This is a genomic window from Pontixanthobacter luteolus, from assembly GCF_009828095.1.
Lineage (GTDB): Bacteria > Pseudomonadota > Alphaproteobacteria > Sphingomonadales > Sphingomonadaceae > Pontixanthobacter > Pontixanthobacter luteolus.
This window is the reverse complement of record NZ_WTYP01000001.1, coordinates 1,699,139-1,711,177: the sequence shown is the minus strand read 5'-3', so window position 1 is coordinate 1,711,177 and position 12,039 is coordinate 1,699,139. Positions and strand designations below refer to the sequence as shown.

12 protein-coding genes are annotated in these 12,039 nt (G+C 59.9%); 5 read left to right on the top strand and 7 right to left on the bottom strand.

What is annotated here, in order from left to right:
• Positions 1-6: 6 nt before the first annotated feature.
• The 4 genes from GRI43_RS08280 to GRI43_RS08265 form a co-directional block, all read right to left on the bottom strand.
• Positions 7-372: a response regulator gene (locus GRI43_RS08280; protein WP_160730516.1), complete on the bottom strand. Its 366-nt coding sequence runs from the start codon at positions 370-372 to the stop codon at positions 7-9.
• Between the two features lie 55 nt (positions 373-427).
• On the bottom strand, positions 428-859 hold the full coding sequence (locus GRI43_RS08275; protein WP_160730515.1) for a chemotaxis protein CheW: 432 nt from the start codon (positions 857-859) through the stop codon (positions 428-430).
• Complete coding sequence (locus GRI43_RS08270; RefSeq protein WP_160730514.1) at positions 856-3,216, bottom strand: chemotaxis protein CheA; 2,361 nt, start codon at positions 3,214-3,216, stop codon at positions 856-858. Before GRI43_RS08270 ends, GRI43_RS08275 begins: the two co-directional genes overlap by 4 nt.
• Before the next feature lie 91 nt (positions 3,217-3,307).
• Positions 3,308-4,642: an MATE family efflux transporter gene (locus GRI43_RS08265; protein ID WP_160730513.1), complete on the bottom strand. Its 1,335-nt coding sequence runs from the start codon at positions 4,640-4,642 to the stop codon at positions 3,308-3,310.
• 123 nt (positions 4,643-4,765) lie between these two features.
• Here GRI43_RS08265 and GRI43_RS08260 point away from each other — a divergent pair, with 123 nt between their 5' ends.
• Positions 4,766-5,323, top strand: a complete 558-nt coding sequence (locus tag GRI43_RS08260) for a (2Fe-2S)-binding protein (RefSeq protein WP_160730512.1) — start codon at positions 4,766-4,768, stop codon at positions 5,321-5,323.
• A gap of 19 nt (positions 5,324-5,342) precedes the next feature.
• Here the strand turns inward: GRI43_RS08260 and GRI43_RS08255 are convergent, their stop codons facing one another.
• Positions 5,343-7,373, bottom strand: coding sequence for a TonB-dependent receptor (locus GRI43_RS08255; protein ID WP_235903640.1), 2,031 nt, complete (start codon positions 7,371-7,373; stop codon positions 5,343-5,345).
• Positions 7,374-7,566: 193 nt separating this feature from the next.
• Between GRI43_RS08255 and GRI43_RS08250 the strand changes: the two genes are divergently transcribed.
• Entirely contained in the window at positions 7,567-7,911 is a 345-nt protein-coding gene (locus tag GRI43_RS08250; protein ID WP_160730510.1) for an arsenate reductase family protein, read from the top strand.
• A 15-nt stretch (positions 7,912-7,926) separates the two neighbouring features.
• Here the strand turns inward: GRI43_RS08250 and GRI43_RS08245 are convergent, their stop codons facing one another.
• Positions 7,927-9,321, bottom strand: a complete 1,395-nt coding sequence (locus GRI43_RS08245) for an MFS transporter (protein ID WP_160730509.1) — start codon at positions 9,319-9,321, stop codon at positions 7,927-7,929.
• Between the two features lie 198 nt (positions 9,322-9,519).
• Here GRI43_RS08245 and GRI43_RS08240 point away from each other — a divergent pair, with 198 nt between their 5' ends.
• A complete protein-coding gene (locus GRI43_RS08240; protein ID WP_160730713.1) occupies positions 9,520-10,104 on the top strand; it encodes a class I SAM-dependent methyltransferase in 585 nt (194 codons plus the stop codon).
• Between the two features lie 57 nt (positions 10,105-10,161).
• On the opposite strand, the gene GRI43_RS08235 is transcribed toward GRI43_RS08240, so the two are convergent.
• A complete protein-coding gene (locus GRI43_RS08235) occupies positions 10,162-10,980 on the bottom strand; it encodes a hypothetical protein (RefSeq protein WP_160730508.1) in 819 nt (272 codons plus the stop codon).
• A 60-nt stretch (positions 10,981-11,040) separates the two neighbouring features.
• Here GRI43_RS08235 and lipB point away from each other — a divergent pair, with 60 nt between their 5' ends.
• The gene (gene lipB / locus GRI43_RS08230) at positions 11,041-11,718 is read left to right on the top strand and encodes a lipoyl(octanoyl) transferase LipB (protein ID WP_160730712.1); all 678 of its coding nucleotides are present in this window, start codon (positions 11,041-11,043) and stop codon (positions 11,716-11,718) included.
• The gene (locus GRI43_RS08225; RefSeq protein ID WP_160730507.1) at positions 11,715-12,038 is read left to right on the top strand and encodes a hypothetical protein; all 324 of its coding nucleotides are present in this window, start codon (positions 11,715-11,717) and stop codon (positions 12,036-12,038) included. Before lipB ends, GRI43_RS08225 begins: the two co-directional genes overlap by 4 nt.
• Position 12,039 lies beyond the last annotated feature (1 nt).

The following is a 12,039-nucleotide window of genomic DNA, read 5'->3' as shown; positions in this document are numbered from 1 at the left end:
GCGATCTCAACCCATGCCGACGAGCTGAAGCTTTATCTGGAGGGTTTCATGATCGAACGGTTTCATCACGTATTCGTCCGCGCCGGCACTGATGGCCTCGCGGATGTGTGCGATGTCGTTTTCGGTAGTGCAGAACACGACCTTGGGCCGGTCACCACCAGGCTGCTGGCGCAACTGGGTGATGAATTCGATCCCGGTCATGACCGGCATATTCCAGTCGAGCAGGATCGCATCGGGCATCGCCCGAAGGCAATGTTCGAGACCTTCACGGCCATTTTCAGCTTCATCGACGGAAAATCCGAGCGATTCGAGAATATGACGCGAAACTTTGCGGATTACCCGGGAATCATCGACAATCAGGCAGGTTTTCATTTTTCGCGATCCTTGTAATTCTTCGTATGGTTAGACGAACGAGGTAACCAAGAGCTTAAGCGGCTCTCGCTACAGGTCCTTCAATCAGTAAACTTGCATTGATCAGCAGTGTTGGTCCCCGGTCTGTTTCCACCATGCCGCGGGCAACACGTTGCCATTCTTTTCCGAAACCGCCGGCAACCGGGCGAATATCGGACTGGGTTTCGATAACGTCATCGACCGCGTCGACGAGCAGAGCGTAGAGATGGCCAGCTATCTCGACGACAGGTGCGCGTTCACCCGTTGCTGTTTCGCCTGCAATGCCAAGCGCGCGGCGGCAATCGATCACGGTCAGCGACCGGCTGCGCATGGCGGTCAGGCCGACTACGAAATCTGGCGCACGCGGGACTGGATAGATATCCTCCAGCTCGATCACCGATTGTACCTCGGCTGCAGGAATGGCCACACGGCGATCATCGATGTGCAGCAGGACAATAAGTTCGTTCATGATGCTTTCCCCAGTCGGGCGCTGCGGAGCGCCTCGATCAGTCCGTCGCGGTCATAACGATAGACTTCGTGCTTATCGTTACCGGCTTTGGCTGGATCGGCGTGGATGGTGATCAGGCGGCCCGCCTTCAGGTCCGCGACGTCGGGCGGAGTGCCTTCGAGGGCGATCACAACGTCGGCGGTTTCATCTTCGCCGGTCGCGATCGCGTAGCCCGCAGCCGAAACCATGGGTTTGAGCATCCGTTCGACCCATTCATCACCTTCGGGAAGCCGGCAAAGGGGCCGTGAGTCCCGGCTTTGCTGGTGCTGATTGCCGGAAAACAGGCGGAAACCGTCGACCACCGGAACCGGCTGGCCATCGATCAGGGCGACGCCTTCGATAGTCTCGTCACCTTCGGCCGGCGCAAGATCGGTGCTGATGTCGATCGACTCGCCGAGTTCAGCCACGGCGTAGGCAATATCGGTCTCGCTGTCTGAAAGCCTCAGTAATTTGACCTTTTCGTCGGTGATCTGGGCGCAGCCTACCCCGACAAGCTTCATGATCCTGTCGTCGACTACAACTTGCGACCTGCCAGCATCGATATCGATTGCAGAGGCGTCGACCAGGTCGATGCGCGAGACCAGACCGAGATCGATCGCACGCTTGCGTCCGTCGAGAGCAACGAATGTCATGATGGAGCGCCGTTCGGCTTCAGCTGCGGCTTTGACCGGTGCGCTGGCCTGTGCCGGCCGTGCGCGCGAATCCGTGATCAGTCCTGCCTGCTGGGCAATGGTAGCGATGTCGAGCATTAGCACGGGGCTGCCATCGTCTAGCAGCGTGGTGCCAGCGTACGCGCCGGTCTGCATTACTGCCGGGGCCAGTGGTTTGATGACCAGGTCTTCCTGATCGTGGATGCGGTCGACGCCGAGTGCAAACAGACCGCCGCTTCCCAGGCGTAGGAGGACAAGCCGCTGATCCCTAGCGGCGCGGCGCTGTCCCAGTTCCAGCACATTATCCAGCGACAGGCAGGGAATGCGCTTGCCGCGGAAAGTCACAAGGTCGCTGTCACCCACTTGCGAGAATTCGATATTGGCCGACGCGCCGTGGGCGATTTCTTCGACGAATGACTGCGGAATGGCAAAACGCTGCCCCTGAACACTGACGGTCAGCGCGGAAATGATGCTTAGCGTAAGCGGGATCTGGAGGAAGAACATCGTCCCTTCGCCCGGATTCGACGATACGCTGATGGTACCGCCAATCTTTTCGATATTGGCGCGAACGACGTCCATCCCGACACCGCGGCCTGAAATTGCACTGACTTCATCGGCGGTGGATAGTCCCGCTTCGAAGATCAGGTCAGAAATTGCGCTGTCCGGCATGACATCGAGTTCGGACTGGGTGATCAGGCCATTCGAGACAGCCTTGGCCCCTATCTTGGCAGTGCTCAGTCCGCCGCCATCGTCGGTAATCACGATGGAAATCCGGTTGCCGGATTGGCGCGCGGCGATTGTCAGCATTCCGATTTCACGCTTGCCTGCCGCGCGGCGCACGGCTGGTGCCTCGATCCCGTGATCCACCGCGTTGCGGATCAGGTGAACAATCGGGTCGCGGATCATTTCGATCATTTCGCGGTCGAGTTCGACGGCGCCGCCCTCGAAATCGACCATGACCTGCTTACCCAGATCGGCAGACAGGTCGCGCACAAGGCGGGGCAGGGCATTATACAGGTGTTCGATGCGCTGCATCCGCATCTTCGTTACCGCCTCGCGCACATCGCCGAGAATGCCGGAGAGCCGTTCGAACGGGCCATCGAGAGTGGGTTCCGCCCCGGATTCGCGCAGGCGGCGGGCCAGGTCGTTGCGGGCCAGCACCATGTCGGAAACGCCGCTCATCACGCGGTCGAGTAGTTCGACCGGTAGGCGGATCGTGCGCGGTGCCGATGGACCGGCTTCGTTTGATTTGGCCGCACTTTCGCCGGATTGCATGGCTGCGATCTCGCCCACGTCGCTGGCATCGGGTTCCAGTGCAGCGATCAGGAATTCATCGCCTTGAGCAGGCATTTCTTCGCCAGCCTCGATGGCGTTGGTCATCTGCATGATGCGGTCGATGATCGCGAGAACAGCTGATACCAGACGGCTGTCGGGATGGCGGCGGCCAGCGCGCACTTCGGCCAAGGCACCTTCTGCGGAATGGCTCAGCTTCTCCAGTCGCGGAAAATCGAAGAAGCCGCAATTGCCCTTTACGGTGTGAACGAAGCGGAAAATGGCATCCAGCCGGGCGCGGTCAGAGGGCTCGCTTTCCCAAGCGACAAGCTCCCCTTCGATTGCTTCAAGCATTTCGCGCGTTTCTGCGACGAAATCTGCCAGCAGGTCATCCATGTAACTACGCCCCCGATTATTCGGACGTATCTATGAAGGGCGATGGTTAACGAAGGGTAAGGAACGCAGGGAAGATCAGCTTCTGCAGCCGCTATTTTCTGTGGAGGACCCGCCGCACGATCAATATCGCGACGATCCCGCCGACTATGTTGGCCGCAAGTTCCGCCGTATAGATCGCATCGGACCCCCATGACGGGCGCAGCAGCCACGCCACCGGCAGCATGACCATAAATACGCGGAAGAAGCTTTGCCCCAGTGCCCATCCGGCCTTGTCGACCGCATTCAGCGCGCCGTTGCTTACGATCAGCAGGCCGTACCCTGCATATCCCCAGGCGGCGATCCGCAGATATGCCGTAAACTCACTGACCACCGCAGGATCATCGGAAAACAATCCGGCGATGGTGCCGCTCGCTGCGACCAGAGCAGCCGCGATGACCAGCCCGTAAATCACCGAAAATCCGCCTGCCCAATGCATCGCCTCGCGCGAACGGTCGGGCATGTTGGCGCCCCAGTTTTGCCCGACAATCGATCCGATGGCACCCGACAGGGCGAGCAGCGGAACCACTGCAAAGCTCTGCACACGTCCGGCCGCGCCGAAACCGGCGACGGCATCTTGCCCCTGTGTCGCGACCAGCGCGGTCAGAACCGAAAGCCCTATCGGATTGATCGCGTTGGAGAATGCTGCTGGCCCGGCGACGCTGGTCAGCGCCTTCACCGACGGGCCAAAATCTGCCTTCAAGACCTTGGCGGGGCTGAAAGGAATGGCAGTTTTGCTCAGCAGGTAAAAACCGAAAACAATGGCGATCGACCAGCCGGCCAGCGTGGCATAGGCCGCGCCGACGATCCCGAACCCGGAAAAGCCCAGCGCTCCCGTAATCAGGATCGGATCGAGCACCCAGTTGGCTGCTGCATAACAGATCGACACGTAGGATGTTTTGCGCGCTTCGCCCTGACCGCGCAGATTGCCATTGATGCCCATGATGACCATTTGCAGCGGGAAGCCCAGTGCGAAAGGCTGCATGTAAGTACGGATCAGCGGCAGGGTTTCATCGTCCGCCTGCATCAACGAGAACAGCGGGTCGAGCATGGCATACAACAACAGCCCGATGATAATGCCGAGCAGGACGGCAAATGCGACCCCGAAATTGCCGCGGCTGGCCGCGCGTTCATCATCCCCGGCGCCCAATGCTCGCGAAACAACTGAATTGATGCCAACCATCACGCCGACACCGAGGCTGGCTAGCGCTACGCTGATGGGAAATACGATGGAGATCGCCGCCAGTTCGGCGCTGCCCAGCTGGCCGATGAAATAGGCATCGACGAGGCCGATGGACATGATCGCGAACACGCCGATGATCATCGGGGCAGTCTGGGTCACCAGGTGTCCGCGAATACTGCCGCGCGTCAATTTGGCGTTTTGGCTCATTGTCAGCGGCCCTAGCGGCGCGGATGTATGCGGGGAAGCAGTTTCGGTATGCGTCTCGCGCCTTGTGCGCCGGGCCGTGACCGTGCGATAGGCCTGACGTCAACGCAGCAGGAGTTTCCGGCAATGCCCCGGATGACAGTCAACGATCAGCCGGTCGAATTTGAAATGGATCCGGACACGCCGCTCTTGTGGGCATTGCGTGATGCCGCGAACCTGACCGGAACCAAGTATGGCTGCGGGCAGGGCGATTGCGGTGCGTGCATGGTGATCGTCGACGGAGAGGCACTGCGCAGCTGCCTGATCACGATTTCAGAGGCCGAAGGGCGCTTTGTAACCACGATCGAGGGCCTGAGCCGTGACCGTTCGCATCCGGTGCAGCAGGCGATGGTGGCCGAACAGGCGATCCAGTGCGGGTTCTGCACCCCGGGCATCGTCATGGCGGGTGCTGCGTTGATCGCGAAGAATGCCGATCCGAGCAGGAAAGACATTGAACAGGCGATACCCAATCTGTGCCGCTGCGGGGTCTATCCCCGGCTGGTTCGCGCGATTGAGCGGGCGGGACGTGTGGCGCGCCGCCGTGAAACGATCAGTTCAGCGCCGGCACCGGGTATCAGCGCAGAAGATGCTGCGCGCGAAGTCCCTGCGCTGGCCGTTCCCGACAGCGGAACGACCAGCGATTAACGTTCGCCCCTTTGGGGGTTTACATCTTGATGCGTACACCGAACCGGGCGCTCAATGGATCGCCGGGCTGGATGTTGTTGTCGCCATGGGCGCTTGCATAATAGTTTTCATCGAACAGGTTTTCGACGTTCACCTGCAGCGAAACACGGTCGTTCAGTTCGAAATATGCTGCTGCATCGAAACGCCAGTAGGATGGCAGGACCACCTCATTGCTGAAGCTGGAAAACTGCTGCGACTGGTGGATAGCGCCCAGACCGATGCCGAAGCGGTCGGTCACGTCGATATGGTTCCATGCGCTGATCTGGTGCTTTGGCAGTTGCTGCAACCGCGTGCCTGCAACCGCGAAATCGCTGGTGGTGCGGATTTCCCCGTCGAGATAGGTGTAGCCAAGGCTGGCCGACCAACCGGGCAGGATGTCACCGACCAGGCTCAGCTCCGCGCCTTCGACCCGGCTTTCACCAATTTGCACCGTCAGCCCGGTATTGGCTGGGTCAGGTGCGGTCGTGTTGGTCCGGTCGAGCCGGAAAACCGATGCGGTAAAGAACAGGTCGGGTTTGACGAGCCATTTCGCGCCGATCTCGTAATTGGAGAACTTCTCCGGATCGAATGCAGCATCGCCGGCACTCAGGCTCAGGAACTGGTCGCCCGATTGCGGCAGGAAGCTTTCCGAATAGCTGGCATAGAACGAAAGGCTGCCTGACGGTTTCAGGACAATGCCGAAACGCGGGCTGACCATTTCATCAACCCGGTCGACCTGCTGGCCCGAAACCAGATTCAGCGTTTCCAGATCGAACCGCTCCCAGCGCAGGCCAGCGATCAGTTCGACATACTCGCCGATTTCGATCTGGTCCTGAATATAGCCGGAAAGCACATTCAGCTGGCTTTCGCGGTTGCGGGTAAGCGGTGTGAGCGTGACTGTCGGGAAATCGATCAATTCCTGCAGATCGACTTCATCCTCGCTCAATGAAATCCCGAACCGGCCATTGCTGGTGTCCTGATCCAGCGCCTCGATACCGGCCAGGAATGTGTGGGACAGCGGTCCGGTATCCACGTTCCAGACAAGGTTTGCCTGACCCACGAAGTTTTCGCGTTTGGTGAAGTCCTTGTAGCCGCCAAGCGATACCGTCGTGCCATCGGTGCCGCGCGGCAGGATATTGGAATAGACCTTGTCGTAATTGGCATATTGCACCGATGCGTTTGCAGAAAGCGCACTGGAGAATTCATGATCGACCCGGGCGCGGGCGATGTGCACTTCGGCGCTCGCTTCGTTGAAACCGGGCACGCCGAAGAATGTCTGGTCGAAGCCGGTCAGAGGCTTGCCGTTGAGCGATGGCACGCCGCGGTCGGTCACGCGCTCGTCATTGTCATAGGTGTAGTGGGCAGTCAGGCGGGTTTCAGGAGACAGATCGGCAGTGATCGTGGGCGAAATGCCGATGAAGCGGCCTTCGTAAAACTGCCGGTCGTTGCCGAATTCCTCGTAAGTCGCGTTGATCCTGGCGGCGACATTGTCGCTCAGCGGCTGGTTCACATCTGCGGAAACCGCAAAGGCACCGAACGTGTCGACCTGTGCATCGGCGGCAAGAAACATATCCATCGGATCGGCGATCTTGCTGACGCGGTTGACGACACCGCCGCCGCCGCCGCGGCCAAAGATCAGCGCGTTCGCGCCCTTGAGAACTTCGATCCGTGAAACATTGTAGAGCGAGCGATAATATTGCGCATCATCGCGCAGCCCGTCGAGATAGAAGTCTGCAGTAGATTCCTGACCGCGAATGAACACTTCGTCGCGGTGGCCTTCACCCGTTTCCAGGCTGACACCCGGGACAAAACGGAGCGCGTCGCCCAGCTGGGTAATCGCCTGGTCGTCCAGTTGATCTTCGGTAATGACCACAATGGTCTGCGGCACTTCGATCAGCGGTGTCGGTGTCTTTGTGCCGGTCGAACCATCGTCGGTCTTGTAACCGCCACCTGCACCAGTCACGACAATGTCCACCGGCAGATAGTCACGGTCCAGGTCTTCACCCTCACTGGCGAAGGCTGGAGTAGCCATGGCAGCGGCAGCCACTGTTGAAAGCAGTGAGACGTGGCGAAGGTTGAAGAGCATAGATATCCTTATTGCGAATGATTCTCGATTGAGGTGATCTGCTATTGAGAATAGTTCGCATTTGCAACCCTAGTCTTTGCTTGGCGCGAAAAAAATCACTGGCTAGGGGCAGCGAGACACACAATCTGCGGAGCGATTTATGAAAGCGACCATTTGGCACAACCCGAAATGCGGCACATCGCGCAAGACGCTGGCGATTCTCGAAAACCTGTCGAAGGTTGATGTGACCGTAGTCGAATACCTGAAGGACCCGCCAACCGTGGAAAAGCTCGCTCAGCTTTTCAAGGACGCTGGGATGGAACCGTCAGAGGGGCTGCGCCTGCGCGGCACCGATGCCGAAGAACGCGGCCTGCCAGATGCCGATGGCGAGACCGTGCTTCGCGCGATGGCGGCGGACCCGATCCTGATTAACCGCCCGCTGGTGGAAACGGAGAAAGGCGTGCGCCTTTGCCGCCCTCAGGATATCGTGCTGGAAATTCTCTAGCGGCTCCGCAGACGTTTAGCGCCGTGCCTGGGTGGTAATCTCATCCGGCGCAAGCGAACGCCAGCCATTGATAAAAACCGCAGCGCACAGTCCGACGATCAGGCCAAAGCCAAGCCAATCGGAATGGCCATAAAGCCATACGCCCAGCGCCGGTGCGAATACGAAAGCCGCGCCGGTAATCGATGCAACCACGCCGGATGCCTCTCCCTGTTCTGCGCGCGATACGGCCAGCGACGCACCGGCGTTGAAGCCAGGGCGGAACAGGCCAAACCCCAGCGATGCGATCGCATATCCCAGCGATATCGAGTGCAGATCCTGAGCCACGCCGAACATGATCACTCCGACTGCTGCAAGGGCCACGCCCCATAAGGTGGCTGCGCGGGGGCCAAGGTTCATGCGCGGGATCACGCCCCACTGTGCCAGCAAAGTCGCAATAGCGCCGCACATCAGGACCAGCCCGACTGGCCCGGCGCCTTCGGCTGGTGTGTCGCGCAGTCCCAGCCTGTCGAGCACGAGGAAGCCCGCAATTCCCAGCACCATGGCGTGCGCATGTCCGCCCAGAAGCCCGGCAATGACCCATGGCCGCAGCCGGGGTTCCCACCAGCTGAGCCGCTTGGCAGGCACGGCGGCGGTGCCTGGGCCGTTGGGTTGGCCGGTTTCTTCGTCTTCTTCGTCTTCCGAACGGTCGGGGGAACTGGTGCCATAGGGCGCACCAAATGCACGGCCGCGAGCGGCGAATTGCGGTTCATCGTTGGGCAGCCAGATCCGCAGCGCGATGAGCGCCGCTATCCCGATGGCAGCGAACGCTACGAACGGACCGACCAAGCCCAGTCCCGGGAACACCAGCAGCGGCGCGAGTGCAGGGCCGATAACGGTGCCCAAACCAAAGCTGGAGGCGATCAGCGATAATGCCTGGGTGCGTTCCGAACGCGGGGTGCGCGATGCGACATAAGCTTGAACTGCGGGCGGGGCGGCTGAACCGAAACCGCCATAAAGCGCTCTGAAAATTGCGAACAGGATCAGCGTCCAGATTGCTGGCAGCAAGCCGGCAAGGCCGAACCACAAAACAAGGCCGCACAGGCCCATCGACACGATAAAGCCGACCAGACCCAGCGCCATCATCGCCTTGCGGCCGCGCTGGTCCGAGCGGCGTGCCCAGATGGGCGCGCAGATGACCCACAGCAGCGCCGACCAGGTATAGGCCAGGCTGATCCAGACATCGTCCACGTTGAGCGCCGTCCCGACGGACGGCATCACCGATTGCATCGCGGTGTTGCCCGCGGCGGTGACCAGCATCACGATGAACAGCAATGTCATGCGATTGCGCGAAATAGGGCGATTGGGCGAGTTGGGTTCGCGGGCCTCTATCGAGGGTGTCTGCTCAGGTGCGGAGTGATCGGCTTCGGCCATGCAAAAGCGGCTACTCGTCAAGTTCGGGGCTGGCAATGCTGTTGGTGCCCGCATAAGTTGGTGCCCCGCTTGCATTGCGCAGGCGAATTTGCCAACGCACGCGCAAATCAGGCCTTACCAAGGCGGTGAACAAGCGAATAAAGGGCGTCCTTTTTCTTGACCAATATCAATCAACTGACGGCAGACAAACGCAGCACAATGGGGAAGCGGCTTTCCCGCGTTCTGGGCCAATGGGCGGTGTTTTTCCGCGGATTTGTGGAACACCCGAAAATGGTCGGTTCGATCATTCCGTCATCACGCTTCACCATCCGCAAGATGCTGGGCCCGGTAAAGTGGAATGAATGCAAACTGTTCGTTGAATACGGTCCGGGCGTGGGGACTTTCTGCGAACCGGTGCTGGAAAACTTGCGGCCTGACGGTGCGCTGATCGTGATCGATACCAACCCGCTCTATATCGATTATCTAAACCGGACGATTGCCGACAGCCGTTTCAAGGCGGTGCTTGGTTCGGCTGCGGATGTAGAAGAAATCATCCGTGCCAACGGCCATGATAACGCCGATTACATCCTGTCAGGTCTGCCGTTTTCGACCCTGCCAGAAGGTGTTGGCCCGGCAATCGCTGCGGCCACGCACAAGGTGCTGCGCCCCGGCGGCGCGTTTCTGGTGTACCAGTTCAGTGCCAAGGCGCGCGATTACATGGCGAAGCATTTTCAGCGTATCGACCAAGGTTTCGAGCTGTGGAACATCCTGCCCTGCCAGCTTTTCTGGGGCTGGAAAGACTGATCCGTTCGGTGGGAGGCCGGATCGGCTGACGGATACCCCGTTGGCCGATCCCCCCGCTTATTCGAAGGCTTCGATGTCTTGCGGCGAAACGTCACCGGCCAGCTGCTTGTAGATCGCGACATACACGGTGAGCATGATCACGGTCATCACCGCGCCCATGATCCCGCCAAGGATCGCTTCGATCCACAGTCCGGCAGTGCCGCTGAAAACTGCCGCGATCAAACCGAAGATCAGGCCAAGAACCAGCGATACGACCACCAGTGCCACGCCGAGCATGAGGATGAACAGGACCACGCGGCGCGTATTTCCTTTTACAAGGTTCCACGACCGGGTGAGCGCGGCGACCGGGTTCATGATGCCTTCTACCATCATCACAGGGCCCAGCAGGATCATTCGGAAGGTGACGAACATCAGGACCATGATCGCGACGAATATCAGCAGTGCGGCAATCAACGTAGAGCCTGTCACGCCGCCTATCGCCCCAGCGAGTACGATCAGCAGACCAGCGAACAGGCCCAGAATCAGCGAGGCAATGATATAGGGGATCAGCGCCTTCATGGCCGCACTGATCGCTTCGCCGACGGTGGGCCGATGCGGTTTCCCGATCAGTGCCATGATCGCCAGCGTGCCGACAAATGTGGCGATCATGTAGGCGAGGAACAAAGCCCAGTTTTCCGCGAAATAAGCGGAGAAAGCAGCCTGTGCCGCGTCCGGATTTGCAGCCGCTGCAGCTTCGATTTCCGTGGTTGGTGCGATGATACTTACGATCAGCGCCGGCAGGAAAAAGAACACCGCAGCCAGGATGCCGATTACATCCTTGTTCGCGCCAAGCATCGCCAGTGCATCATTCCACGCCCGGCCCATATCGAATTTCATTGCAAACGCCCCTCTAGATTGTCGTTTCCCCTTGATAAGCCCGATGCCACGCGCCACGCAATGCGCATGTCGGGAAAACTCGAATCTGATATCGCGGTGCGCCGCGCGGCCAGCCAGATACCTTACCGCGAAGCCCTGGACGAGATGGATGCGCGCAACCGTGCGATAGCTGCGGGTGAGGCGCGCGAATTGTTGTGGCTGCTGGAACACCCGCCAGTCTATACCGCCGGGACCAGCGCAGCTGAGGCGGAATTGCTCGATCCCCGCTTCGAAGTTGTCGAGGCTGGCCGGGGCGGGCGCTACACCTATCATGGCCCGGGTCAGCGCATCGGCTATGTCATGCTCGATCTGACCAAGCGTGGGCGCGATGTACGCAAATTCGTCCATAGTCTGGAAGGCTGGGTTATCGATACGCTCGGCGATCTGGGCGTCGAAAGCTGGCGCGCCGAGGGGCGCATCGGCATCTGGACCCGCGATATAGACGGAACCGAGGCCAAGATCGGCGCGATCGGCGTGCGCGTGCGCCGGTGGGTCACGATGCATGGCTTTTCCGTCAATCTGAACCCGGACCTGTCGCATTTTGCCGGCATCGTGCCCTGCGGCATCGAAGAGTTCGGGGTTACCAGTCTGGCGCGGCTGGGCATCGATATTTCGGCAGAGCAGTGGGATGATGCACTGCTTGCGCGCGGCGGCGGCTTCCTAGATAGGCTGTCCGAAAATTCGGGAGCACGAAAATGAAGCGATACCTTGTCCCCCTGATCGCATTGTCAGCCGTCGCTGGTTGCAACGATGAGCCTGCACCTGTTGCTCAGGGCGGGGATGACCGCGCGGCATTGGGGGAAGTTCAGGAAGGGTCGATCAGCGATGCCATGCTGCCGCTGGATTCTGTGCAATCGGTATCGCCGCCTGTCCGCAGTTCGTCTGGTGGAAGCACGGAAAGGGCCGCTGGCGCCTCTGACGGTGAAGCTGATGCGGCGGCCTCAAGCAGGGAACCGGCCGAAAGCGAGCAAAGCGAAAGCGCGCCTGCGGATGAAAATTCCGAGGCGGATAGCGAGTAAA